Annotated in this window: 24 protein-coding genes; 10 read left to right on the top strand and 14 right to left on the bottom strand. The window is 51.6% G+C overall.

The window, feature by feature from the left end; all coding sequences use genetic code 11:
* Nucleotides 1-40: 40 nt before the first annotated feature.
* Entirely contained in the window at nt 41-541 is a 501-nt protein-coding gene (gene rppH, locus ACFFJP_RS07130) for an RNA pyrophosphohydrolase (RefSeq protein ID WP_208930928.1), read from the bottom strand.
* Between the two features lie 376 nt (nt 542-917).
* On the opposite strand from rppH, the gene mutH reads away from it, so the two are divergent.
* Entirely contained in the window at nt 918-1,592 is a 675-nt protein-coding gene (gene mutH / locus ACFFJP_RS07125; protein ID WP_377241891.1) for a DNA mismatch repair endonuclease MutH, read from the top strand.
* Here mutH and ACFFJP_RS07120 read toward each other — a convergent pair.
* The 7 genes from ACFFJP_RS07120 to ACFFJP_RS07090 all read right to left on the bottom strand — a co-directional run bounded on the left by ACFFJP_RS07120 (nt 1,589) and on the right by ACFFJP_RS07090 (nt 7,165).
* On the bottom strand, nt 1,589-2,296 hold the full coding sequence (locus tag ACFFJP_RS07120) for a substrate-binding periplasmic protein (protein ID WP_377241889.1): 708 nt from the start codon (nt 2,294-2,296) through the stop codon (nt 1,589-1,591). The genes mutH and ACFFJP_RS07120 overlap by 4 nt on opposite strands.
* Nucleotides 2,297-2,617: 321 nt before the next feature.
* On the bottom strand, nt 2,618-2,953 hold the full coding sequence (locus ACFFJP_RS07115; RefSeq protein WP_377241887.1) for a hypothetical protein: 336 nt from the start codon (nt 2,951-2,953) through the stop codon (nt 2,618-2,620).
* A gap of 209 nt (nt 2,954-3,162) precedes the next feature.
* Nucleotides 3,163-3,546, bottom strand: a complete 384-nt coding sequence (locus ACFFJP_RS07110; protein ID WP_377241885.1) for a VOC family protein — start codon at nt 3,544-3,546, stop codon at nt 3,163-3,165.
* A 63-nt stretch (nt 3,547-3,609) separates the two neighbouring features.
* Nucleotides 3,610-4,686, bottom strand: a complete 1,077-nt coding sequence (locus ACFFJP_RS07105; protein WP_377241883.1) for a fatty acid desaturase family protein — start codon at nt 4,684-4,686, stop codon at nt 3,610-3,612.
* Complete coding sequence (locus ACFFJP_RS07100) at nt 4,686-5,771, bottom strand: flavin reductase family protein (protein WP_377241881.1); 1,086 nt, start codon at nt 5,769-5,771, stop codon at nt 4,686-4,688. Before ACFFJP_RS07100 ends, ACFFJP_RS07105 begins: the two co-directional genes overlap by 1 nt.
* A gap of 233 nt (nt 5,772-6,004) precedes the next feature.
* Nucleotides 6,005-6,502, bottom strand: a complete 498-nt coding sequence (gene tpx / locus ACFFJP_RS07095; RefSeq protein ID WP_377241879.1) for a thiol peroxidase — start codon at nt 6,500-6,502, stop codon at nt 6,005-6,007.
* 30 nt (nt 6,503-6,532) lie between these two features.
* A complete protein-coding gene (locus tag ACFFJP_RS07090; RefSeq protein ID WP_377241877.1) occupies nt 6,533-7,165 on the bottom strand; it encodes a methylamine utilization protein in 633 nt (210 codons plus the stop codon).
* Nucleotides 7,166-7,344: 179 nt separating this feature from the next.
* On the opposite strand from ACFFJP_RS07090, the gene ACFFJP_RS07085 reads away from it, so the two are divergent.
* On the top strand, nt 7,345-8,610 hold the full coding sequence (locus ACFFJP_RS07085; RefSeq protein WP_377241875.1) for a hypothetical protein: 1,266 nt from the start codon (nt 7,345-7,347) through the stop codon (nt 8,608-8,610).
* Between the two features lie 34 nt (nt 8,611-8,644).
* Here ACFFJP_RS07085 and ACFFJP_RS07080 read toward each other — a convergent pair whose 3' ends face one another.
* Both ACFFJP_RS07080 and ACFFJP_RS07075 read right to left on the bottom strand, forming a co-directional pair.
* A complete protein-coding gene (locus tag ACFFJP_RS07080) occupies nt 8,645-9,265 on the bottom strand; it encodes a LysE family translocator (RefSeq protein WP_377241873.1) in 621 nt (206 codons plus the stop codon).
* The gene (locus ACFFJP_RS07075) at nt 9,262-10,107 is read right to left on the bottom strand and encodes a sterol desaturase family protein (RefSeq protein ID WP_377241871.1); all 846 of its coding nucleotides are present in this window, start codon (nt 10,105-10,107) and stop codon (nt 9,262-9,264) included. The genes ACFFJP_RS07080 and ACFFJP_RS07075 overlap by 4 nt, the downstream gene beginning before the upstream one ends.
* A gap of 250 nt (nt 10,108-10,357) precedes the next feature.
* Here ACFFJP_RS07075 and ACFFJP_RS07070 point away from each other — a divergent pair, with 250 nt between their 5' ends.
* Complete coding sequence (locus tag ACFFJP_RS07070) at nt 10,358-11,617, top strand: DUF3422 family protein (protein ID WP_377241868.1); 1,260 nt, start codon at nt 10,358-10,360, stop codon at nt 11,615-11,617.
* A 25-nt stretch (nt 11,618-11,642) separates the two neighbouring features.
* Here ACFFJP_RS07070 and upp read toward each other — a convergent pair whose 3' ends face one another.
* Nucleotides 11,643-12,296: a uracil phosphoribosyltransferase gene (gene upp / locus ACFFJP_RS07065; protein WP_377241866.1), complete on the bottom strand. Its 654-nt coding sequence runs from the start codon at nt 12,294-12,296 to the stop codon at nt 11,643-11,645.
* 112 nt (nt 12,297-12,408) lie between these two features.
* Here upp and ACFFJP_RS07060 point away from each other — a divergent pair, with 112 nt between their 5' ends.
* The 5 genes from ACFFJP_RS07060 (at nt 12,409) to ACFFJP_RS07040 (ending at nt 18,505) form a co-directional block, all read left to right on the top strand.
* Nucleotides 12,409-13,302, top strand: coding sequence for a M90 family metallopeptidase (locus ACFFJP_RS07060; protein ID WP_377241864.1), 894 nt, complete (start codon nt 12,409-12,411; stop codon nt 13,300-13,302).
* 95 nt (nt 13,303-13,397) lie between these two features.
* The gene (locus ACFFJP_RS07055; RefSeq protein WP_377241861.1) at nt 13,398-13,745 is read left to right on the top strand and encodes a hypothetical protein; all 348 of its coding nucleotides are present in this window, start codon (nt 13,398-13,400) and stop codon (nt 13,743-13,745) included.
* Between the two features lie 75 nt (nt 13,746-13,820).
* Nucleotides 13,821-14,303: an FKBP-type peptidyl-prolyl cis-trans isomerase gene (locus tag ACFFJP_RS07050; protein WP_377241858.1), complete on the top strand. Its 483-nt coding sequence runs from the start codon at nt 13,821-13,823 to the stop codon at nt 14,301-14,303.
* Nucleotides 14,304-14,381: 78 nt separating this feature from the next.
* On the top strand, nt 14,382-15,335 hold the full coding sequence (locus ACFFJP_RS07045; protein WP_377241856.1) for a hypothetical protein: 954 nt from the start codon (nt 14,382-14,384) through the stop codon (nt 15,333-15,335).
* An 86-nt stretch (nt 15,336-15,421) separates the two neighbouring features.
* A complete protein-coding gene (locus tag ACFFJP_RS07040) occupies nt 15,422-18,505 on the top strand; it encodes a transglycosylase domain-containing protein (protein WP_377241854.1) in 3,084 nt (1,027 codons plus the stop codon).
* On the opposite strand, the gene ACFFJP_RS07035 is transcribed toward ACFFJP_RS07040, so the two are convergent.
* Both ACFFJP_RS07035 and ACFFJP_RS07030 read right to left on the bottom strand, forming a co-directional pair.
* A complete protein-coding gene (locus ACFFJP_RS07035; RefSeq protein WP_377241852.1) occupies nt 18,487-19,011 on the bottom strand; it encodes a GNAT family N-acetyltransferase in 525 nt (174 codons plus the stop codon). The genes ACFFJP_RS07040 and ACFFJP_RS07035 overlap by 19 nt on opposite strands.
* Nucleotides 19,011-19,793 carry an SAM-dependent methyltransferase gene (locus ACFFJP_RS07030; protein WP_377241850.1) on the bottom strand — a complete coding sequence of 261 codons (783 nt, stop codon included), beginning with the start codon at nt 19,791-19,793 and terminating at the stop codon, nt 19,011-19,013. The genes ACFFJP_RS07035 and ACFFJP_RS07030 overlap by 1 nt, the downstream gene beginning before the upstream one ends.
* Nucleotides 19,794-20,037: 244 nt before the next feature.
* On the opposite strand from ACFFJP_RS07030, the gene ACFFJP_RS07025 reads away from it, so the two are divergent.
* A complete protein-coding gene (locus ACFFJP_RS07025; RefSeq protein ID WP_377241848.1) occupies nt 20,038-20,304 on the top strand; it encodes a hypothetical protein in 267 nt (88 codons plus the stop codon).
* Between the two features lie 13 nt (nt 20,305-20,317).
* Nucleotides 20,318-22,099, top strand: coding sequence for a GGDEF domain-containing protein (locus tag ACFFJP_RS07020; protein WP_377241846.1), 1,782 nt, complete (start codon nt 20,318-20,320; stop codon nt 22,097-22,099).
* Nucleotides 22,100-22,123: 24 nt separating this feature from the next.
* On the opposite strand, the gene ACFFJP_RS07015 is transcribed toward ACFFJP_RS07020, so the two are convergent.
* Nucleotides 22,124-24,547 (bottom strand): putative bifunctional diguanylate cyclase/phosphodiesterase, encoded by a 2,424-nt coding sequence (locus tag ACFFJP_RS07015; protein WP_377241844.1) that lies wholly within the window; start codon nt 24,545-24,547, stop codon nt 22,124-22,126.
* Between the last annotated feature and the right edge of the window lies 1 nt (nt 24,548).

Raw genomic sequence — 24,548 nt, 5'->3', positions numbered from 1 at the left:
CTCACATAACAACAAATGCCAGCCACAGGCTGGCATTTGTTTATTTCTTTTTAACTTCCCGTCGAACAAAAGGTAAAGCGATTGGGGCAAACTCTTTCATGACTTTCCGGTAAACTTCCCGTTTAAAAGCCACAACTTGCCGCACCGGGTACCAATAACTGACCCAACGCCAGTCATCGAATTCAGGATGCGTGGTTTTCAGCAGATTGACATCTTCATCCCGGCAAGTTAATCGCAGCAAAAACCATTTTTGTTTTTGCCCGATACACACCGGGTTTGAATCCCGTCGGATCAAACGCTTTGGCAGCTTATAGCGTAACCAGTGTTTCGTGGTTGCCACTATTTCTACATCTGCCGCGGTTAATCCAACTTCTTCATGTAGTTCCCGATACATCGCTTGCTCTGGCGTTTCGCCATCATCAATGCCACCTTGCGGGTACTGCCACGAATGCTGTCCGTATCTGCGAGCCCAAAACACCTGTCCCTGGTGATTACAAATCACTATACCGACGTTGGCCCGAAAGCCTTCGGCATCGATCACACAAACCTCTGGCTTGTTTACAACAGCGTTGACCTGATTCTTTCACAAAGTGGCAGGGACAGCAAACTGAATTTCTGTCTGCTTGCCCTCAAGTTATCCACAACTTGGCATTTATACAGTATGCCTCTGTGTACTTTTACACAGAGACTGTGCATATAACTGTGCATATCCGTGTTCTTATCCCTGAATAACTCACCACAACGCGACAAAGCCAAATAACTTCGATATTAAAATACATTACTTTTCATACATTTAGGACGCATTTTTTCACATCAGGAGTCGTGCAGCTCTGTGTATAAGTTGGATTGCTGCAAAAATCGCCAGAAAAATCCGGATGAAAATGTTAGTGTGTTCAGAGTGATATACGGATATTGATATGCGCCCTTCTCCCCCTGATTCAACTGCTGAATTATTGCACCGCGCCCATGCTCTGGCAGGTCTGACCCTCACTGAATTGGCTGATGAACTCCATCAGAGTTTGCCTGCAGATCTGCGTCGTGACAAAGGGACAGTCGGCCAGCTAATTGAGCTGGCTCTTGGTGCCAGTGCCGGTTCCAAAGCAGAACCTGACTTCCCGCATCTGGCGGTTGAACTGAAGACGCTGCCAGTCGACCGGACTGGCAAGCCGCTGGAAAGTACTTATGTGTGTGTGGCGCCAATGACCGGCGCAACCCTGCAACGCTGGCAAGATTCCTGGGTATGCCGAAAACTGCAACATGTACTGTGGGTCCCTGTGTTAGCAGCGCGCGACATTCCGTTAGGTGACCGGATGATCGGCCGGGCGTTTTTATGGCAACCCAACATGCAGCAACAGCAGCTGTTGCAGCAGGACTGGGAAGAATTGATGGATCTGTTGGCGCTCGGAGGGCTAGACCAAATCCGCGGTGCGCATGGCAAAGTTCTGCAGTTACGGCCAAAGGGCGCTAACAGTAAAGCGCTGACTCTTGCCATTGGTCCCGGCGGCGAGCCAGTCCAAGCTCTGCCACGCGGGTTTTATCTGAAAACAAGCTTCACCAGTCAGATCCTGCAACAGGCGACCCATAATCTTTAATGGATATAACGCTGGATAATGCCGTTATAGCGACCATCGGCTTTTATCGTGGCTAACGCCTGATTAAAAGCACTAACTTGCTCTGCTTTCACTGTGGCTTTGCTGAACATTACGAACACATCAGTATTGCCCATTGAAATGGAATGAGCACCAATTTGTTTATCCAGTCCCTTGCGTCTGAGCATCGCATGGCCGACAAAGCTGTCTTCCAGCATGCCATCAATATCCTCATCCAGCAGCCGTGCCAGATTCAGTTCACTTAAAGATGCTTCAACAAATTGTTGTTTTAGCGGCGCCTGATTGTATAAGTCTGCAAATTCAGTCCCATAGTAGTATTCACTGATGATGCCTACTTTCTTACCGGCACCTATGAATTCGGCCAAGTTATTTTGTGGATAGCTGGCAACGTCCGCTGAACGGACAAACAACACAAATTGCTCCTGCCGATAGGGTTCGGAAAAATGCGCATATTCCTGGCGGGCCGGCGTGATCGACGCGCCGAGCAACAAATCGACATTTCCCGCTTTCAGCGAACTGATTAAATCTGTCCAGCTGCCTTGTTGTGCAATGATTTCACAGCCCATTTGCTGTGCTATCGCTTGGACTAACTCGATATCAAGACCTGACGGTTTGTTATCCAATGCTGTGTATTGGTAGGGTTCCCAGGCTTCAAAGCCAAGCTTGAGCTGACACTGTGCCGCCACTGGCGTGACTGCATTGGTTGCGGCAACTGCTGCGGCTGTTTTGACTTCTGGAGTGGTACTGCTGACTGGTTTAGATTCTGGTTGGACAGACGTTGGCGCCTGAGGACCACATGCTGCAAGGACGAAAAGTACGGATATTAAGCAAACAAAACCTGAAGATTTCATAACTTGCCCCGCCGATTTGACTCGTTCTGAGCAAGCTTAGTGCATTTCCGTCGCCTTGCATTCAATCTACAGAAACTGCAGATAAATATTTACGAAGTCGCGGAAAGATATCGGAATTTAACCGGTCTGGGCCGGAACACAATAGCGGACAGGCGTTCACTCCACCAGTTGCCAGACCTCTTCTATCACCTGTTCTTTATCGGTTCGCCGTTGCGTCAGCCGGCCTTCCTCAAGTTGCCATTGGTAAGCAAGGCTACTGCCGGCATCCGGTTTAAAGCCGGTATACTCTCGATACAAATCAGCACTGAGTTCGATCAGGCCGGCAGTGGCGCTGATCACTTTGCCATCGTCCGCCGTCGTGACACGGCTGAAGTGCCGGTTTGCGACAATCTTTAATGATTGCAATGCCTGCGCTGACGCAGACTCTGGCAGAGCTTTACCGGACGCATCAAACTGGCGCACCGACACTAAACGCCAAGTGCCATCGAGCACCGAAGCTTGCTGCTGAAATTTTTTATCGGAATTGGTCAGGGCCAGTCCGTAAAACAGACTGGAGCAAATGAGCAGCAATCCCAGAAGGAACCCCGAATATAGATTTCTCAAGCTAAGCCTCAGATTTATAATATTATTGTTATTCTGAATCCGAGTGTACCCAGACTTACGCGCGAATAGCAATCAGTTGCCGCTGTTGCCAGAAAATATCAAATATTCGTCAGCTTTTCTTCGAGTAAAGCCAGCAAATTACCATCCGGATCACGGAAAAACGCCAGCCACAGATCATAGTCACCCATTTGTGCCGCACAGTGCGGCGCCTTTTCACCGGGAATATCCGCCGCCAGTAAGCGCAGATACTCAGCTTCGATCTGCTGGCACTGTAAATACAACACCGAGTTTTGCCCAACCATGCCAGCCCCTTGCGGTTGCGTCAGCATTAACCGCACAGGCCCGATCGCCATAAAAGCCAGCTGCGCAGATGGCTGAAATAATAACGGTAAACCTAATTGTTGAAAAAAGGCCACAGCCCGCGGCACATCAGAGACTACATAAGCCAATTGTTTCAGGGCACTGATCGTTGCTGCTGTCATGATTGAACCTGTCTGTCAGAACAAAACGTTAGCCTGAACATTTCTGTCAGACAGGTCAAGCCATTACGGGCGGGAATAACGCAAGATCCGCTGCAGTACACTCAGATATTGCCGGCCAAAACTACCACTGTTGTAAGGGATGCCGTATCGCTGTGCGATAGCCCGAACCTCGTGACACAAAGCCGGATAACGCCAGGCTGGCAGATCTGGAAACAGGTGATGTTCAATCTGACAGCTCAGGTGTCCTGTTAAAATATGCAACCAGCGTGGGCCGGTAAAATTTGATGACCCCAGTATTTGCCGGTAGTACCAGTGACCACGACTTTCATCAATGCAATCAGCCGGTTGGAACACCTGTGCTTGCGCGGTGAAATGACCACAAAAGATCACAGTAGCAGTCCACCAGTTCCGCAACAGATTAGCGGCAAGATTGCCAAGCAGTACCGGCAGCGCCACTGGCCAGCACAACAACGGATAAATCAGATAATCTTTCAGCAACTGCCGGCGAGCTTTGCTGAAAAAAGCCGATTTTAATTGTTGATCAGATACCTGACTGTGACGATCTGCTTTTTTACGGCCGAAAAATACCCGTTGTGCGGCCAGTTCGTGATAAGCGATCCCCCACTGAAAAAACGTGCTTAAGGTCAGATACGTCAGGAACTGCCAGCTGTTTTGTAAGCGCCAGCGCAGATCGGCCGAGAGTCGCAGCAGACCATAACCGTAGTCCCGATCCAGACCGATAATGTTGGTATATGTATGGTGTTCAAAATTGTGTGTGCGTTGCCAAGATTTGGCGTCACAGGCAATATCCCATTCATATTGTTGAGAATTAAGCCGTGGATGCCGCAGAAAATCATATTGCCCGTGTAATACGTTATGGCCGATTTCCATATTATCGAGTATTTTTGCCAGCGCCAGTAGCAGCACGCAAGGCACTAACCACCACCAGCTAAACCAACATAGCAGCATGCCGAGCCGACCACTGAGCGCAGCACAGCGTTGCCAGAAAATGAGCTGCTGCAAATAGCGGGCATCGGCCTGACCGAGTCGAGCTTTTTCCTCGCATAACAATTGGTCAAGCTCCAACGCCAAGGACTCCAGTTGCACAGCATCCAGCTGCGGATTTTGTACTTGATTCATCAGACTATTAACCCTTCACTACTTAATTCCACTGGACTTACCGCCTCACTGATACAGAGTTGGATGCGTCCCGCGCCGGCATCCGATAACTCTCCGGTCAACAGATTGCGTACCACGCCGCTGCTTTTGTCACAAAGGCACTGCATACAAACACCTCGGCGGCAGCCATAACGCAACACCAGACCACTTTGTTCTGCCCGCTGTAAGATGGAGCCTTGCCCACCTAGATCATGTTGTTGTCGACCCAGCGCTATCCGCACCGGCTGACTGGTTGCAGCTGTGCGTTGGATCAAACCAAAACTCTCTGCAGTTATTTGGGTTGGGCTGACACCCCGCGCTAAACATGCGGTACGAAGATCCTGCGTAAACGCAACCGGTCCACACAGCAGAAACTGCCCCCGAAGTTCGGGCTGCAACTCCTCAAATATGCGATCGGCACTTAACCGCCCTCTGGTCGCCGAGTCCCACAGGACCAGCTTTAACAACGGAAACTTTGCCTGCAATGCGGCCCAGTGTTCAGCAAACAGTAGCTGCTCAGTACCTCGATAGCTGTAAACAAACAGTAGCGGTACCGTGAGCCGGCTCAATGAAGTCAGCATCGAAAAGAGTGGCGTGACGCCACTACCAGCGGCGACTAGGCAAGCAGCGCTGCCCTGAGACAAAGCAAAATCGCCTTCAGGAGCCGACAAGTGGACATAGCTTCCCGGTGTTAATTCGCCACTCAGCGCACTGGTAAAATGGCCTTGCGGCTGTATTTTTATCGCCAGTTCAATTTCACGCTGTGCATGCAGTTGTTGCACGCTACTGCAAATGCTGAAGGTCCGTTCCATTGGTACGCCTCGAATGCTGACCCGCAATTGCAGATGTTGGCCTGGCGTAAATATCGGAAAAAACTGCCCCACTTTGAGTTTCAATCGCAGACAACCGGCCTGAGGTTTTATTTGCAGCACTCTGGCCGCATAAAATCCGGCACGGAACCACGGGAAAACGCGCTGGATCAGCGGCTCTGCAGCGTCCAAGAGACTGGGGTGACGAAACAACGTCTGACACAACTCGGTATAGAACCGTCGGGTAATACTACTCATGCACGAACTACCAATCACATATTTCAGCGAACATTTGTACTCTTAAAATAATCAAAATTCCAGAAATATAATTTATTAAAAACTCATCACATTGATATATATGAATTTAATTTCAGATGGAAAATCGTATCTTGCAGAGAAAAATGCATAATTCAGTGTACATTCGTACCCTCAATAGATTTTTGGCAAAAAAAAGCAGCCCGGAGGCTGCTGTTTGATCAGACGGATATCGCTCAGGCAAGCGCAGCAAGTGCTGCATCGTAGGAAGGCTCATCGGCCGTCTCTGCAACTTGCTCGGTATGCAACACTTTACCGTCAGTGTCGATCACCACAACGGCACGGGATAACAGACCACGTAATGGACCATCGGCAAAGGCCACACCATAATCCTGACCAAAGCTGCTACGGAAGCTTGAACCGTTTTGCACCGCTTCCAGCCCTTCTGCACCACAAAAACGTGCCTGAGCAAATGGCAGATCGGCCGAGATGCACAACACTTTGGTGTTTTGCAGGCTGCTCAATGCCTGGTTAAATTTGCGCACTGAAGTGGCGCAAGTCGGCGTATCAACACTTGGAAAAATATTTAATACCAGACGGCTGCCGGCGAAATCAGCCAGAGACACGTCGGCCAAACCTGCGCCTGTCAGCACAAAATCAGTCGCTTGGCTGCCCACAGCTGGCAGATTGCCAACCGTCTGAAATGGATTTCCTTTTAACGTTACGGTCGCCATATCGATTCCTTATAATTTGCCGAGTCACACTCAGTTATATGAATTGCCAAAACCTTTTTTCGGTTTTTGCGGTTTTTGTTGCCGGGTCACCGGCAGTTTAATTTCTACAGCGCCAGTGGCTGGCAATGTCAGTGCTTGCAGCGCAACATCACTGTCCTGCCATGGATGCCAGACTTTCAGTTGATAGTTACCCGCAGGGACATCAGCGAACTGGGCAGAACCATCAGAGCGGCTGACAGCCAGATAAGGGCTATCGCCCACATAGACATACGCCTGCATATAATCATGAATATTACAGCCGATGGCGATAACACCCGATTTATCAAACAAGACCGGAGCTTCCGGCTTGCCGGCGTACAGCTTCAGTTCAAATACCTTTGCCGGCGAAAATGAGTAGACATGGTGGCGGGTTTTGTCCTGATTTGGAAACTCAACGGCGGTACCTTTTTGCACTGCCGAGACAAAGGGAACAAAGGTCAGGTCTTTTTGTGCCAGTTCGGCCGGCGTTTTTAATATCGGCGGATTCGGTAACTGCAGTTCCGCCACCGCGTCTTCCAGTGGCACGCCCTGTTGATCAGTGATGCGGATTTGCAGCGGTTCTGCCACAGTAACAGTGGCCTGCAGCAAACAGGCACAACACAGCAATTTGTTCAGAAAGGTCATCTGGTTGCTCCGAGAAGACGCCAACAGGGTGCTGGTACGCAGTTGATGGCCAGCTGGTTCAGCCGGCAGTATAACAGTCTGAAATCTATCAGACTGCGGAAATTTTACCGACATAGCCCTAGTCTGCCTTTAACAAAGGGTATAGTTTACAATTATTTGGTGTCTTCTCGGAACTCAGCATGAGCACACTACAGTATCGCGCCTTTCCCAGGCTTTGCCTGATCACAACCTCGATGCTGTTTGCAGCGCCAGGTAAGACCGCAGAATTAACATCGTGGCTGGAACTGCAGGCCAAAGCAGAGTTTGGCTGGGTTCAACATAGCGAACAAAACAACAATCTGGGCCCCTGGTGGCAACACGGCAGCGGACAATTGGCGATCAGCGATGATCGGCTGACCACAGGGCCAATCCTCGCAGCCTTACAAATCAACACGGACAGCCCGTTTTCCGCCAGGCTGCATCTGAGTCAGCAATCAGCCTTGGACGCTGCCAGTGGCATCACGGAAGCCTGGCTGCAATATCAGCCATTGCCGATCGACGGTTATCGGCTCAAAGCCCGCGCCGGCTGGTTTTATCCGGCATTGTCGCTGGAAAATACCGACATCGTGTGGAGCTCACCCTATACCAGCACTTTTTCGGCAATCAATAGCTGGTACGCCGAAGAGCTGCGCGCCAAAACACTGGAACTGAGCCTGAGCCGGCCCGGTCGAAGTTTTTCCTCCAATCATAGCTGGCAAGGCGTGCTGGGTGCTTTTCGCGACAATGACCCACTCGGCACCTTGATTTCCTGGCGCGGTTTTGCCGTGCATAACCTGCAAACCCGCATCGGTGGTCGGATTGATTTTGCTCACTACCCCAGCCTGCAGCGTTTTCCGCTGGAACGCCAGCCTGATTGGGTAGAACCCTTTGAGGAACTCGACGGCCACACTGGCTGGTATGGCGGACTGCACTATCTGTATCAGCAGGAGACTGAAATTCGGCTTTACCACTATGACAATCAAGCCGATCCGACGGTGCTTGCTAAAGGGCAATATGCCTGGTTAAACCGCTTTAATCAGCTGGCCGTGCAGCAACAACTGAGTGAAAGATGGCGCCTGGTCAGCCAATGGCTCGATGGTCACACTGAAATGGGCTTTGATACTGTATTGGTGGATTACCGCGCAGCCTTTGTTTTGCTGAATTATCAACAAGATCTGTGGCAGGCCAGTGTACGTTATGATCACTGGCAACAATGGGACCGCGACCAGACCGTGGGTGATGATAACAGCGGCCGCGGCCACAACTGGACTGTGGCATTACAATATCCGTTATCGGCGCAGTGGACTCTGCTCAGCGAATTCAGCCGGCTGAACAGTCATCAGGCGTCGCGCGGACAATGGGCACACTGGCCGCTACAGCGCAATTTTTATCAGAGCCAGCTGAGCCTGATCTGGCGTTTTGACTAGCGCGAATAGGAGTAAACAAACGCCGCTGCGTATGTTAAGACAATACCAACCAGATACCGACGCCAAACATCAACGCCGCGGCGATACGATTCATCAGCCGGGCGTTGCCTTCTTGCATAAACAGCACCCGCAGCGCTTTGCCGCCACTGGCGTATAACAGCAACGAAGCAAATTCCAGCAGTAAAATAATCGCCAGCAGGACGGTCAGCTGTGGCCAAAACGGCAGACTGGCGTCGATAAATGGCGGCAACAGCGCCATATGAAAAGCCCAGCCTTTGGGATTGGACACTGCGGTAATAAAACCCTGCATAAACAATTCACGCCGCGAACTTTGCTGCGCTTGCCCAGGCTCCGGGATCGCCAGTTTGCCTTTGCTTTGCCACATCTGCAGCGCCAGATAGCCGAGGTAAGCACCGCCCAGCCATTTAAATGCGGTCAATAAGCCCGGCATCCCGAGTAACAATGCCGAGACGCCCAGCACCGCCGCCATTGCCACCAACGCAACCCCAAGCAGTTCCCCACCCATCATCCACAGTGCCCGGCGCACGCCCTGGCTGATCCCGACGGTCAGAGCCAGCGTCATACAAAGGCCCGGTGTGATGGAAACAAATAAAAAAGTCGGAATAAACAAGCCCATCAGGCTCAGATTGATCAAGATACAGACTCCTGCTGTGGGTCTGGCCGCGGTGGACCAAACAACACTTGAATTTTAGCGCGTACGCCACTTGCATCGCGGGCAGCGGTCAGCATGCGACGCCATTCATGGAAAGTGATCGTCAGTGGATTGACGGATTCAAAATCTTCAGTGATCCCAAAACGACACGGGATCGCGTCATGTTCGGGCTCGAAACTGCCAAACAAACGGTCCCAAATCACCAGCACGCCGGCGAAATTCTTGTCGATATACACATCGTTGCAGGCATGATGGACACGGTGCCAGGCCGGCGTGTTCAGCACATAACCGAGCCAGCCCCAGTGTTTGCCCCAGCGCGTATGCACAAAAAACTGAAAACCGAGATTAATCGCAACCACTGCCAGCACCAACTTCGGATCAAAACCCAGCAACACCAAAGGCACCCAGAACAGCCACATCCCGGATAACGGATAAGTCAGGCTCTGACGAAAAGCGGTGCTGAAATTCATCAGCCGGGAGCTGTGATGCGCCACATGCGACGCCCAGAGCCAACGCACCCGGTGCGAGGCGCGGTGAAACCAATAATACAGAAAATCCTGCAGTACAAATAACAGCAGCAAATTCAACGCAGTAAACGGTAAATCCAACCAGGCAAATTGATGTAACCAATAAAACAGCGGTAACAGCAGCAATAAGGACAGTGCATCACCGGCCTGATGCATCGCGGCCAGAATCATATTCGCCAGTGAATCGCGCCACTGATAAATCGCCAGCTTGCGGCGCACACTGTGATACCACTCAAAGCCAATAAACAGGAAAAACACCGGGCTTAACAAAATCAGGATCACTTCTACCGGAACCATGCACACCACACTGCAGCTAAAAACCGAAGTTTTTACTCTAACATGCCGCTTTTGCGTCCTGCACCTTTTTTGGCTGTTGCTGCACCAGACTGGTACCAGCGGCGAATGAATATTGATACAGATAAATTTTTAGTGTTAAAAATCAATACGATAAAAAATTATTTTTCTGGAACGCCCCTTGCTGCACCACAAGATGTCGTCAGGCTGACACAAAAACAGGTCAGGCTGAAGCATTCGCTGAGGAGGACTTATGCTGGATCTGAAAAATCATCCGCAACGCGATTTACTGGAAAAAGAACTACAACAACGCTTTTTCCCAGCGCTGCAGGCGCCCTGCCGGATCTGCCACTGGATGCTGACATTGTCGCCGGCATCGCGCAGCCACGAATTCCAACATCTGCAACAGCTGGCACACCAATATGGTGTGGCACTGCTGGATGGCGATGTCGATTTAAATCTGGATTTAGGCAACGTGATGCTGCGCTGGGAGCGGCATTCTGAGTTTTCCACTTACAGCTTTATTAAACCGGGTCAATCCAGCGGTTTTGAAGATCCGCTTAGTTTCCTGCCAAGCCTGGATTGGTTTAATCCGCTGCCAGGGCAGTTATTTCGGGTGGTCCAGCTGCAAATCCTGACCGGTGCAGAGCAACAGACCGCCAGTACTTTGTTTGCTGCCGAACATTGTATGTCGAGCCTGTTAGCCGATGGCAAAGCACGGGTCTGGACCGATTTTCGCAAACATCCGGAAGGTGCCGGTCGTATGTTGCTGCTCGATGACGGTCTGTCGCCTTCTGCATTGGCGCGGCTGGTGCAGCAATTATTTGACCTCGGCAATTACCGCAAACTGAGTCTGCTCGGCTGGCCAATCAGCCGCCAGACGCTGAGTCAGCTGCATTTACTGGAACAACAGCTGTCTGATATCACCCAGCGCATCGAACAACAACAAGGCTCTGACGAACAATTGCTGCGCGAGATCAGTCAGTTATCCGCGCAGACCGAACATTTGATCGCCAATAACAGCGCCAGGCTCGACGCCAGTGCGGCTTATTATCAACTGACGCTGGACCGCTTAAAGGCACTCAGAGAGCAACAAGTTGACGGCATGATGACGTTACAGGATTTCTCCGAACGACGGCTGACACCGGCCTTTCGCACGGCGCAATCGGTGCAGAGCCGCCAGCGCAGTTTGTCCAACCGCTTAGGTCGTTCAACCGAACTGCTGCGCACGCGGATCAACCTGCAACTGGAGCGGCAGAATACTGATTTGCTGGCGTCGATGGACAAAAGAGTGCGGTTGCAGCTCAGCCTGCAACGCGCCGTTGAACGGGTATCGGTGGTGGCGATCAGCTATTACGCCATAGCGCTGGTCGATAAGGCGCTGGAGTCACTGCATTATTGGTGGCCGACGTTGCCGCTGGAAAGTTGCCGCAGTTTGAGCCTGCCGCTGGTGGTACTGGGTGTCAGCTTTTTATTGTACCGGTTACACCGCCATCATCAGCTCAGTAACTGAGCCGGTGATGGCGTCGATAACCGGCTCAACCTTTGTCGCCAAAACATAAGTCGCCGGCATCACCTAGTCCCGGTACTATGTAAGCCTGTTCGTTCAGGCGTTCGTCGACAGCGCCAATCCAGAAATGGGCAGCGCTGCCCAGTTCACGCTGCAGCAATGCCAGTCCTTCCGGTGCCGCAATGGCAGCAGCAATATGCAGGCTGCGGGGTGTGCCGCTTTGTTGCAGCAAACGCCAGACTTTGAGCAGCGATGAACCGGTCGCCAGCATTGGGTCAATTAACACTAAATCCCGGCCGTCAATGGCCGGATTGGCGCTGTAGCCAAGAAAAATATCCTGATCCATACCGGCCTGTTCGGCCTGACGATAAGCGCCGATAAAACCACTGTCGGCCTGATCAAACACATCAGAAAAGCCCTGATAAAACGGCAGACCAGCGCGCATCACACAGATCAATAATGGCTGCTGGTCCAGATCAGCAGCTTTGGCGACGCCCAGCGACGTGTGCAGCGGAAAGCTTTGATATTGCAGCGTTTTTGACAGTTCATACGCCAATAACATGCCAAGGCGCTGCAAATTATGGCGAAAACGCCAGCGATCTTGCTGGATATCCGGATCACGCAATTGCGCGAGCAGGCTTTGTGCAACGGAAAGCTGCTGATTTAACTCAAAAAGATGCATAAGTTGTACTCCAAAAGAACGGCGCTGTCTGACGGGATTATCGCCACTGAACTTGAAAAAGTTGTCCGGCACGCCCATCTGTAAGAAAAGCCCCCGGAACTGTTAACTCCCTATGCTAGCGGAATTTTTACAAAACAACAGTCAGTTGCTGTCACTGCTGTTGATCACTTTACTGGCGATTGCTGCGATCCTGTATCCGACCTGGCGCCGCAAGCACAGGCGACAAGTACTGCGACAGAAGCCTTTTCCGAAGGCATGGCGTAAATTATTGCAACAGCGCTGGCCATTGTATCGCGCCTTACCAGCCGATTTGCAGCAGGAACTACGCCGCCAAATTCAGCGTTTTATCGCCGAAGTAGAGTTTGTCGGCTGCGATGGCCTGAGTGTGACTGAGCCGATGCAGGTGTTGATTGCGGCACAAGCCTGTTTGCTGACATTAAAACTACCCGTCAATGATTACCCGGGCTTGCGTCAGGTGCTGGTCTACCCGGACGCATTTGCTGTCCAGCAAGATAGACCCGATGTTGCCGGCGTGGTGCACAACAACATGCAGTGGCGCGAAGGCGAATCCTGGCAACAAGGTCAGGTGATTTTATCTTGGCGTCATACACTGGCCGGTGCCACTATCGCTGATGATGGCCGCAATCTGGTGGTGCATGAATTTGCCCATCAGTTAGATCAACAAACCGGCAGTGTGAACGGTTTCCCACCGCTGGCCACAACGCAGCTGCAGCAAGACTGGAGTCTACAGATGCAAGTAGCTTACACCCGCTTGCAACAAGATCTGCAGCAAGGTATCGCGCCTTGGATTGACCCATATGCGGCCACTAATCCGGCTGAATTTTTTGCCGTACTTAGTGAGCTGTTTTTTGAAATGCCAGCCTACCTGGCCAGATGCCAGCCGAAGCTGTACCAGTTGATGCAGCAATTTTTTCAGCTCGATCCACAAAGCTGGCCACTGCAACAAGCTGAGCTGCCGACCAGAGCAGCCCGCCATTTAAATTAATGACAGCGTGCTGCTGCCCGGCTATTCAGAATCAATTCAGATGAACCCGCCATATTGGTTATATCAGCAACTGCTGATGTCACTTTGGAGGCGTTATGTTCAAATTTATGGGTATGCTGGCCGGCCTGTTCAGCGCGATTGGCCTGATGACTCCTGCCCACGCAACAAATGTTGAAGTCAATTTGTATGGTCAGGTGCTACCAGGGGTACATGGTCATGTCAGAGTCGCAGATCCTTATCCGCGCTATGATCGGATTGTGGTCATCGAAGCGCCTTATGCGCATCAGCGTGATTGGGGTCGCTACTGCCATCACTATGGCGCCTGTCACCAGTCCGTACGGTTTGTCGAAGTGCGGGAGTATCAGGAACAACGCCACTGGCACAAACCAAAACGCCACAAAAGACGCCATGGTCACGTCCATCACCATGACTGTGATCATTAAGCAGGTTTCGCCGGGCGGCGAACTTGGTATAATCGCCGCCTTTCATTCGCGAAACAGACAAGCAGGAAATTACTGATGATCATTACCCAGGACAGCGTCGTCCAGTTGCATTACCGTGTGTCAGAGGCCCAGGATCTGATTGAAGACTCCGCCAGTGGCGAACCGATGTTATATCTGCATGGCCACCAGAATATGCTGCCGGCGATTGAGCAGGCGCTTGCCGGTAAAGCCGCTGGAGACGAGTTAACGCTGGTGGTTGCACCAAAAGATGCCTATGGCGAGCGCGATGAAAACGCGATTCAAAGCGTTCAGGTCAAACATTTAAAAGGCGCAAAAAAATGGGCGCCAGGCATGACTGCAATCATCGAAACAGAACAGGGTCCGCGTCAGGTTAAGATCGTGAAAATGGGCATGTTTAAAGCGGACGTTGATGTCAATCATCCGCTGGCCGGCAAAACCCTGACATTTGAATTAAAAGTCGTCTCGGTCCGCGCCGCTTCCGCCGAAGAAGTCGCACACGGACATGCGCATGGCGTTGGTGGTCATCACCACCATTAAGCTTTAAAAACTGGCAAGTGGCTGATTATGCAGCCACTATGCTAGGCTTGTAAAACGCCTGCCTAGCCGGTCTGCTTTATGAAAATTCTGTTCTCATTGATTGTGGTGACACTCGTGCTGTTCGGTCTGAATTTATACCGACTAAGCGCCACAGATTCGGACGCGACGTTGCAACCGCCGGTAGCACAAACTACACCGCAGTTGCCGGCATTGCAGCCAGAACAGCAATTACCACTCCTCGAACAAAGCAGCGCCCGCCAATTCCGCTTGCAATGGGGCATGACTCCGGAGGCTCCATTTCATATTCTGGAAGGGCCGGATCAGGGGCAAGGTTTTTGTGATTTATTAGTCCAGCGATTACAGGTTTATCTGCCGGATGTTCGTCATCACCCCCTGACCGAACCGCAATCCCGCATTCGACAGCGCATAGACGCCAAAGAACAGCTGTGTTATCCCTGTGCTTTGTATGTGCCGGCCTCACAGGACCGAAAAGGCCGCTTGTTCAGCAAACCTACCCATTATTACCGGCCTCATGGCATCATCACCCGGCCAGACTTGGCAAAAACCATTCGCCAGCGTTTTGGTGTACCGGTCAATCTGCAGAAATTACTGGCCAGCGAGCTGCGCTTTGGTTTTCCGGCGCAGCGTGGTTATGGCAAATTGCAACCGTTGCTCGATGAACACCGGCTCAACAGCCCCAATCACGTTAGTGTGGATACTGGTAAAGACGCCACCATGCTGCATTTACAAATGCTCGGCCAGCATCGGCTCGATGCGACACTCGATTACATCAGCAGCTTACAATATTACGACCGGCACTCGGCTGAACCTCTGGTTTTTCTGCCAATCGCCGGATATGAAGACTTGCTGGCCGGCGCCGTCAGCTGCCCGGACAGTAACTGGGGGCAGCTTGCCGTGCTTCGGGTCAACGCAATCATCAACAATATCAGGCAAGACAAGGCGTTACGGCAAAATCTGCAATTTTGGTTTGGCGACGAGTTGCCGCCTTATCCACCAGAACAAAGCCGCTGAGGAAAGGATAAATATAAGCTGCAATCAAACGCGCTTCAGGCTAAAATCTGCGGCTGTTTTTTCAGTTCAGCACATGGATCCAGCCGTTGTCACCGCAACTTCCTTTAGAAAACATTCAGTTTGATAATTACCGGGAACAACCAGCTGTGGTGTCAACTGCCGAACCAGAAGTGACAGTACAGCGTCGCTCGTTGATTCCGGTACTGTTGCTGTTGTTACTGGCCGCGCTCGCCGTATTGGCTGCATTTGAAATGCGTACGGCCTGGTATAGCGCCAAACCAATCAGCGAATACGCCAAAACACTGACCTGGCAAGTGCAGAATGGACCGACGAATCAGGTCATCTACCCAACCGCCGGGCCGTTTGACGAACGCCATGGTTATACCAAATTACCTGCACTGCTGCCCCGCCTGACCGAGCGCGGTTTTGTGGTACGTGCCCAGGCTGAATTTTCGCCGGCCATGCAAGGTTTTGCCGCCCAAGGCTTTTTCCCGCCGTATCGGGAGAAAGTGCAAAGTGGTCTGTTTCTGGCAGATTGCCGCAACGAAACTATCTTCGATTTTAACTATCCGCAGCGGGTGTATCGCCAGCCGCAACAAATCCCATTGTTAGTGGCACACAGCCTGTTGTTTATTGAAAACCGCAATCTGCTGACTATTCCGCCGCACGCCAACCCGGTAATGGATTGGCCGCGTTTTGTCATGGCTGCTGTCAGTCAAGTGGGTAAAGTTCTGGCGATTGGCGGACAGTCCGCTGGTGGCTCGACGCTCGCCACCCAAATCGAAAAATTCCGTCACTCGCCTATGGGGCTGACGCAGAATTTCGAAGATAAAGCCATTCAGATTATTTCCGGCACTATCCGCGCTTATCAACATGGCCCGAATACTCAGGCCGTGCGTACGCGCATTGTGCAGGATTACCTGAACACAGTGCCGCTGTCTTCGGCGCCCGGTCATGGCGAAGTGCATGGTGTCGGTGATGCCTTGTATGCCTGGTTTGGTACTGACTTTGAACGCGCCAACCAGCTGCTGAGCCAACCCGAACAAGCGGACACCGCCTTGGAACGGGCACGCTATTTCCGCCAGATGCTGTCACTGATGATCGCACAGCGCCGGCCATCTTATTATTTGTTGCAAGGCCATGCGGACCTGGAAGAGCTGACCGACAGCCATATCCGCCTGCTGGCGCGCGCCGGCATCATCGATGCTGGTTTACGCGACAAAGCATTGAACGAGCGGCTGACGTTTGTCCGGCTGCAACCAAATAAAGCCAAAGACGAAGCCGACAGTCGCAAAGGCATCAATGCGGCCAGACTGCGGTTGGGCAATCTGCTAAATCAGTCAATGTACGATTTAGACCGGCTCGATTTAAATGCTCACAGCACGTTGCACGGCGATGTTCAGCAAAAAGTCAGTGCTTACCTGAAGAGTCTGGCCAATCCAAATACCGCTGCGCAACACGGTCTGATTGGCGAGCGCTTGCTGGCGCCAACGCGCACCGGTGATGTGCTGTATAGTTTTACACTGTTTGAAAAGACCGCCGACGGTAACCGGGTTCGGGTCCAGACCGACAGTACCGATCAGCCGTTTGATTTAAATGAGCACAGTAAACTCGAGCTCGGCTCTACCGCCAAACTGCGGGTGTTAGCCAGCTATCTGGAAATAATTGCCGAACTGCATCAGGCGTTTGTTGATGAGCTGCCAGACAGTCTGTTGACTATGGACATTGCACCGAACGATCATATTACGCGCTGGGCTGCTAATTACATGGCAACTACTGCCGATCGCAGTTTGCCGGCCATGTTAGAAGCGTCGCTGGAACGCACTTACTCGGCGTCGCCGGCGGAGCGCTTCTTTACCGGCGGTGGTTTGCAGGTGTTTAACAATTTCAATAAAGACGAAGACGGTAAAGTACCGACTATTCGCCAGTCACTGCAGCAGTCGCATAACCTGCCATTTGTGCGGTTATTGCGTGACATCGTCAGCTTTGCCAGCAGTTATCAGACCCAAGGCAGTACCTCCTTGTTACTGCGCGCCGACAACGACCCGAAACGGGAAGAATACTTACGTAAATTCGTCGATAAAGAAGGCAGCGAGTTCTTACGCCGTTTCTTCCGGAAATATCAGCAAAAACCGATGGAACAACGGCTGGAGACCTTTTTTGATGGTCTGAAGCAAACACCGGATCGGCTGGCCGCGGTGCATCGTTATTTGCTGCCAGATGCCAGTTTTACCGACTTCGCGGCGTTTTTGCGCACCAAGCTGCCAGATGCCGCGACGCTGACTAACAAAAAACTGCAGGATATGTACGCCCAATATGGTCCCGGTAAATTCAGTCTGCCAGATCAGGGTTATATCGCCGGCGCGCACCCGCTGGAGTTGTGGGTACTGAATTACCTGAACACCCATCCGCAAGCCACGATGAAAGAAGTGATAGACGCCAGCGCCGAGCAGCGCCAACAGGTTTATCGCTGGTTGTTCAAAACGCCGAACCGCAAGGCGCGTGATGCGCGGATCCGCATCATGCTGGAAGTGGAAGCTTTTACCGACATCCATCAGCGTTGGGCCAAACTTGGTTATCCGTTTGATCACTTGGTGCCAAGTCTGGGCACTGCGCTCGGTAGTTCTGGTGACCGTCCTGCCGCATTGGCAGAACTGATGGGGATCATTCAGAACGATGGTATGCGCTTACCGACCATCCGGATCGACAGTTTGCATTTTGCCGCCCATACGCCGTATGAAATACAGCTTGGTTTTAACGCCAGTGCCGGCGAGCGCGTCATGCGTCCGGAAGTGGCGCGCGCTCTGAAAAAAGCGCTGGGTCAGGTGGTCGCTGAAGGCACTGCCCGACGCCTAAACGGCAGTTTTGTCAAAGCTGATGGCTCGCTGTTCCAGGTCGGCGGCAAGACCGGCACCGGCGACAACCGCGTTGCGACACAAGTGATCCGCGGAAAAACGGTGGCGTCGACGGCGACCAGTCGCACGGCAACCTTTGTATTTTATCTCGGTGACAGCTATTTCGGCACGCTGACGGCCTTTGTGCCTGGCAAAGGTGCTGACGATTTCAGCTTTACCTCGGCCCTGCCGCTGCAGGTGTTGAAGGGGATGGCGCCGATTTTGCGGCCTTATGTCGTAAAAAACAGTCCGATGTGTCAGCCGCTGTCGCGCTGAGCATCAGCACGACAGATCTGATAACGCACTTCAGCCGGCCCTGCCGTCAGTAACTGCATGCCGCATTGGCGGACCAAACGTATCGCGGCTAGATTCTGCGGTTGCATACTGGCCTGGACCTGCAAAAAACCCAGATCCAACGCCTGTTGGATCAAGCCGGCATAAGCTGCTTTAGCAAGGCCTGGTGCCTGCAATCCCGGCAATAACATGATGCCGAGTTCCAGCCAGGCGCGGTCTGGCTGCAAAGCAAAACCTGCGGCCATTCCCGCCAATTGTTGTCGTTGATTTTCCACCGCCAGATAGACTTGTTGCAGCGGTGACTGTTGGTTTGCCCTCAGGCAGGCCTGCAATCTGGCAATGGCTGCAGTTTCAGTCAACAACTGCCCCACAAATTGCTGGGTGCGCGGATCTGTGTAGAGACCGGTCAGGCCCGGTAAATCTGCAACGCACAGTGGCCGCACTATGCAGTGTTCAATATGGAACGCAAAATGCGCCGGCTTTAGCATCAGCCTGCCTGTAACACTTTCAGCCGCTCCAGCAGCTGAACATTTTTTTGCAGAGCGCGAGCTGGTGGCAACACTAAAGTAGATTTCAGTGTCAGCCGTGCTGTTGGTAATTCAGCCAAAGTTAGCCAATCCATTCTGGGTGTTTCAAAGGGCATGCTGGCCGCTTCGTAAATGACCACCTGATGGTCGGCCGGATAATCGGCCGCGAGTAGCTCCACCAACAATTGTAACTCGCCCTCGCCAGTGTCAAAACGGGCTATAGTGCGATCGCCAGCCAGCGAGATTTGCCACAGCACCAAATAGGCACTGGGATCAATCACGCGCTGATAAAACATAAACTGGCTGGCTTCATAATACTGACAGCCGACCCGGCCCGGATCTATACCCAAATCTGCATGCAGACAATCCGCCGCGCTGATCCCAGCCAGCATCTGCGCTTCATAGCCTTCCAGTCGCGCTAGTTCGATGACTTTATGCGGCGCATAGGCAAACACGCCGGGATGACCATAAAAAGCACCAACGACAAACTTGCCGGCCCGCACCTCGGTCAGCATCAAATCGATCATTTGCTGATAAGTGTCGTGGCGGGATTTTCCCAGCGCATATAAAGGCGCAAAACTCCGTACATCGGCATTCATCGTCTGCAGCCACTGCTCGCTGATACCATCAGTCACAGCGGCGAACACCAAATCAGCGGCCTGTAGATAGCTTTTTGCCGCCGGCGTCAGATGGGCGCCCAGCATGATACCGGTCCCGACGATCACAATCCTACCCTGCTGCATACGCCATCCTGCCTGATGTATTTAAAACCTGATGATTAACATAGCTTTATATCGCTGCGCAAGTATGCTGATCTGAATGACAACGCAGACCAAAATTCCGCCATCAAATCAGCAATAAACCTTTTCAGCATCGGCATAACCTGTTTTACTGGAGGGCCGGCAAGGATGTGTTCAACGGCCGGCAGCCATTCCCTCAGGAGTGCTTTTTATCTCTGTGTTCATTTTGTCAAAAAAGGAAGATGCTATGTCAGAGTTAGTCCAAATTTTAGAGCAGCTGGCCGTGAGTACCGCGCCACAATCAAAGCGCCAGGAAGAAGTATCCCGCTTAACACAAGACTGTCAGTTATCGCAAGAATTGACTGATGCTTTACAAAGTGCCGATTTGTCCGGTCTTATTCAGGCGGCTGGTGTACCAGGCCGTGGTTGTTTCCTGATTGTGGCACCTGAAGAGCCGGAGCAGCCAGACGAAGACGAGCCACAGGACGAGCCTGTGAAAATCCGTCGGCACTGAGGCGATAAACACAATGACTTCGTTCCGGCGTATTTTGTTGCTGAGTTCCTTGTTGCTGCTGTTCAATCCACCCCGCGGATTGGCCGATGCAGCGCCGGATATTGAGCAATTATTGAATGCCGCGGATGAACAGCGTAGCGCAAGTCCAGAGCGCTACGCTGCATTGTTAAATCAGCTGAAGCTGGCTGCGGGTGAAATGAGCGATGCGCAGCGCAGTTATCTGAATTATTTATTGGCTTATCAGGCAGCGTACAGCGGCAACCATCAACAATCGGAAATGATGTTCAAAGCGCTGATGGCACCGAGCATTCCGATCTTATTGCGATTTAGAGCGACATTCACCTTAGCCAACGTGCAAATTGTCAGAAGACAGTTCGTTGATGCATTCTCCAGCCTGGCGCAGACTATGGCGATGTTGCCAGAGATCAGTGAAGCCAAATGGCGCAATCAGGCACTATTAAGCGCGGCCAATATCTATTCAGAGGCCGGCCTGTTCAGAGAAAGCCAGGATTTCCTACAGCAATTGGTTGCTGAGCAACTTAACCCACGCGATATTTGTATCAGCAACTACCTGAAAATACAGAATCAACATGCTTTGCAGATCACCAATTCACTGACCGCAGTTGCTGAAGTTGCAGCGCAATGCGAGCAAGCCAACGAATTGATGATCATGCAATTGGCCAATGCTCATATTGCAATTTCTCATCTGAACGAAAAAGACCCGAAAGCTGCATTAGACAGCATTCAGCAGTTTTTGCCGGCAGTGGAGCAAACAAAATACAACCGCTTGCTGATCCAGGTTTATCAATTGATGGCGCAGGCAAAAGCCGACCTGAATGATGTAGACGGCGCGCTTGCAGCACTGGATAAACTGACGGCGGCAGCACAAAGTTTGCCGTTCAGTACGCCATTGGTTGCCGGTTTGAAACTTAAAGCGGAACTGTTAGCAAGGCGCAGTGACTATCAAGCGGCTTATCAGGCCTACCAGCAATACTCCGAAGCAGAACGGGCGATGCGGGATGAAAGGTCCGCACAGCTGCTGGCTTATCAGCTGGCGCAGGGGGAGTTGCTCAGTAAGAATCAACAGCTACGGCTGGTCAAAGAAGAATTTCGCGTATTGGAGCTTGAATCTGAACTCAAAGATCAGAGAGAGCAGCGCAGCAGTATTTATATTGCATTACTCAGCCTCGCCAGCCTGGTGCTGATCTATGTCACCTACCGACTGATACGACGTCATCGTTATTACAAGCTTGCCGCGGAAAACGACGGTCTGACCGGCATCAGCAACCGGCACTTTTTTGATTTACAGCTGCAAAAGCAAGTCAAACGCTGCAAACAACTGCAGAAATCGATGGGCGTTATTGTATTTGATCTGGATTTCTTCAAGCTTATCAATGACAACCACGGTCATGATATTGGTGATAAAGCGTTACAGGCGACGGTGCAGATCTGTAACCACTTTATCCGCAGCGGCGATATTTTTGGTCGGATCGGCGGGGAAGAATTTGCCATTGTATTGCCCGACTGTCAGCCGGACAAAGTGTTAATGCTCGCCGAGATCTGTCGCGATGCGATTGAACAGCTCGATTGCAGTCATATCCAAAGTGGACTGAAACTAACTGCCAGCTTTGGCGTGTCTTACAGCCAAATCAGCGGTTATCAGCCCAATGAGCTGATGCGCCATGCCGATCAGGCACTTTATTTGGCCAAATACAACGGCCGCAATCGGGTGGAAAGTTACGACCAGATGCAAACCAATCCTGGCCGTCCGTTAATCCACAGCCCGCTGCGCTGAGCAACCGGGCTTATCTCGCTAAGATTACGTCAGACGCAAAAAACCGTCCGGCACGTGTTCAGTCAGGAATTGTTGCAACTGCTCATCATTCAGCGGCCGGGCAAAATAATAACCCTGACCGATATCACACTTATGCTTTTTCAGCAGTTGCAGCTGGGCGCGGTTTTCTACGCCTTCTGCCACCACCGTCAATTCCAGTTTCTGTACCATCGCAATGGTGGAGACAATGATTTGATAGTCAGCATCGTTTTCCAGCATACCAAACACAAAGGATTTATCGATTTTGATAATGTCGACCGGCATTTGTTTTAAATAACTTAAGCTGGAATACCCAGTGCCAAAGTCATCGATAGCAAAACAAAAGCCCATGCCCTTTAGCTGGCGCATCATTTGTAAGGTGGTATCGATGTTTTTGACTAACGTGCGCTCAGTCAGCTCCAGCTCGAAATGATTGGCCGGTAAACCGAATTCATCCAATAAGCCCTGCAGCACCTGTGGCAACAGCGGATCAAGAAACTGACCGGCGGATAAGTTGATTGAAATACGGATATGGCGATACCCCTGATTGATCAACTGCAGCACCAATTCAAAGCTGCGGCGGAACACCCAGTAACCCAGTTCGACCATTTGTGGCGAGTTTTCCAGTACGCCGATAAATTCATCCGGCGTCACAATGCCCCGTTGTGGATGTAACCAGCGTAATAGAGCTTCAAAACCGACCAACCGGCCGGTCGATAATTCAACCTGCGGCTGCAGTACCAGATAAAACTGCTGCAGCCGGATCGCTTCTTTAATATCACTTTCCAGCTGAATACGGCTGGATAAGCGCTGATACATCTGTTGGTCATAACCGGTAAATGCTGCACCGCCCTGTTCTTTGGCGTTGTACATGGCGATATCCGCCTGGCGGATCAGATCATCAGGAATGGACTGCGGATCCGATGACATCGCAATGCCAATACTGCCGGACACATAAAACAGCTGACCATTGAGCTCCACCGGCTGTTCAAAGGCCTGCAAAATGCGATTCGCCACTTCAGCTGGATGTTCATCAGAACTAACATCGGTCAGCACCAAGACAAATTCGTCGCCGCCAAAGCGTGATGCCAGATCAGAGGGCCGGATACAAGCACGCAGCCGGCTCGCCGCTTCAACCAATAGCAGATCACCAGCCGCATGGCCCTGTGTGTCATTGACCAGCTTGAAATTATCCAAATCCAGAAACAATACCGCGATACGGCCCGGATGACGCTCCAGTGCTGCCAGATATTTTTTTAACTGAAACAATAGCATGTTGCGATTTGGCAGCCCGGTCAGCAAATCGTACATCGCGATGTTTTCCAGCTCACGGGTATTTTGCTCAATTTGCTGATGTAGCTGTTCCAACTCCAGACTGAGCTGGTTGGCCGCGGTATCCAGCACATCTAATTCGTCCTGAAATAACAACGGAGTGTTGCGGCCACGTTCGCGGAATTCTCGGAACTGCCGTTGCGCCAGTAACGGCAGATGTTGCGCCATTTTCAATAGCCGTAAACTCAGACGCTGGGTGCTGAAATAAATCAGTACCGCCAGAAAAGCAAAACAGGCGCTGGCGAAAATCACCATCTGAAATTGATATTCCGCCTTGGTCCGGGCGAATTTATTGGTGTCATCCACCAACGCCAGATAATAGCCCTGACCGTTGCCGACTAACGGCAAGAAACTAATCAGATAATGCTCGGCGCCAATCTGCACCGGCAGTCCGTTTTCAATCGCTTGTTTTACTGTCGCCGCTGCCGGTAAAGCAGAGAATACCGACGCCATCCGGCTGGCATTGGACAAGCTTAACAACTGCAGCTCGCGCGCCGGTCGTTCCAAGTCACCTTCAATCCGCACAATGGCAACTTCGGAGCCGACGCCTTGTTTTAGTGACGCCAGCACATCCAATAATGTGGTTGATAACGCCACGACCGCCACATCACCGCGTTGATTCTGTACCGGCACCAGCACCAGCTTAGAGCAATGTTCAGCGCAAACAATCTCGCTAAATGGTTGTAGCTCCATCAACACTTGTTGCACCGCCTGCCGCACCCGCCCTGGCACTTCCGGGGTAGAGGCATATAGCAGCACGCCTTCCTGATTAAACAGCCATTGATGCTCCACGTTCAGATGCAGGGCAATAGTGTCGTAGTGACGTGCTAAGGCTTTAGCAAATTCACTGAAATCAGCCTGCTCGCGGATATTGGCCATATCAGTGAAGGATTCCAGCCAACTGCGTAGCTGGTTTTCCAGCAACATGTTCAGATGTTCAAATTGCTGCTGACGCAGTTGTAGTTGTTTTTGCTGTTGCAAGTGGAAGTCCTGCTCCATTTTCACAATCGCAAAACTGGTCAGTACCACGGTCATCAACAACAAAGCGCTTAACGTCAGCGCAAGAATTTTCCACGGTAGACTTAAAAATGGCCGCATA

The organism is Rheinheimera tilapiae (assembly GCF_042432165.1).
GTDB lineage: Bacteria > Pseudomonadota > Gammaproteobacteria > Enterobacterales > Alteromonadaceae > Pararheinheimera > Pararheinheimera tilapiae.
This window is presented reverse-complemented; position numbering and strand designations above follow the sequence as displayed.

Bases quoted from the DNA above. Each gene is read 5' to 3' on its own strand.
- mutH (WP_377241891.1), top strand. From the start codon at position 918: ATGCGCCCTTCTCCCCCTGATTCAACTGCTGAATTATTGCACCGCGCC.
- ACFFJP_RS07110 (WP_377241885.1), bottom strand. From the start codon at position 3,546: ATGACAGCAGCAACGATCAGTGCCCTGAAACAATTGGCTTATGTAGTC.
- ACFFJP_RS07105 (WP_377241883.1), bottom strand. From the start codon at position 4,686: ATGAATCAAGTACAAAATCCGCAGCTGGATGCTGTGCAACTGGAGTCC.
- ACFFJP_RS07100 (WP_377241881.1), bottom strand. From the start codon at position 5,771: ATGAGTAGTATTACCCGACGGTTCTATACCGAGTTGTGTCAGACGTTG.
- tpx (WP_377241879.1), bottom strand. From the start codon at position 6,502: ATGGCGACCGTAACGTTAAAAGGAAATCCATTTCAGACGGTTGGCAAT.
- ACFFJP_RS07090 (WP_377241877.1), bottom strand. From the start codon at position 7,165: ATGACCTTTCTGAACAAATTGCTGTGTTGTGCCTGTTTGCTGCAGGCC.
- ACFFJP_RS07085 (WP_377241875.1), top strand. From the start codon at position 7,345: ATGAGCACACTACAGTATCGCGCCTTTCCCAGGCTTTGCCTGATCACA.
- ACFFJP_RS07075 (WP_377241871.1), bottom strand. From the start codon at position 10,107: ATGGTTCCGGTAGAAGTGATCCTGATTTTGTTAAGCCCGGTGTTTTTC.
- ACFFJP_RS07070 (WP_377241868.1), top strand. From the start codon at position 10,358: ATGCTGGATCTGAAAAATCATCCGCAACGCGATTTACTGGAAAAAGAA.
- upp (WP_377241866.1), bottom strand. From the start codon at position 12,296: ATGCATCTTTTTGAGTTAAATCAGCAGCTTTCCGTTGCACAAAGCCTG.
- ACFFJP_RS07060 (WP_377241864.1), top strand. From the start codon at position 12,409: ATGCTAGCGGAATTTTTACAAAACAACAGTCAGTTGCTGTCACTGCTG.
- ACFFJP_RS07055 (WP_377241861.1), top strand. From the start codon at position 13,398: ATGTTCAAATTTATGGGTATGCTGGCCGGCCTGTTCAGCGCGATTGGC.
- ACFFJP_RS07050 (WP_377241858.1), top strand. From the start codon at position 13,821: ATGATCATTACCCAGGACAGCGTCGTCCAGTTGCATTACCGTGTGTCA.
- ACFFJP_RS07045 (WP_377241856.1), top strand. From the start codon at position 14,382: ATGAAAATTCTGTTCTCATTGATTGTGGTGACACTCGTGCTGTTCGGT.
- ACFFJP_RS07035 (WP_377241852.1), bottom strand. From the start codon at position 19,011: ATGCTAAAGCCGGCGCATTTTGCGTTCCATATTGAACACTGCATAGTG.
- ACFFJP_RS07030 (WP_377241850.1), bottom strand. From the start codon at position 19,793: ATGCAGCAGGGTAGGATTGTGATCGTCGGGACCGGTATCATGCTGGGC.
- ACFFJP_RS07025 (WP_377241848.1), top strand. From the start codon at position 20,038: ATGTCAGAGTTAGTCCAAATTTTAGAGCAGCTGGCCGTGAGTACCGCG.
- ACFFJP_RS07020 (WP_377241846.1), top strand. From the start codon at position 20,318: ATGACTTCGTTCCGGCGTATTTTGTTGCTGAGTTCCTTGTTGCTGCTG.
- ACFFJP_RS07015 (WP_377241844.1), bottom strand. From the start codon at position 24,547: ATGCGGCCATTTTTAAGTCTACCGTGGAAAATTCTTGCGCTGACGTTA.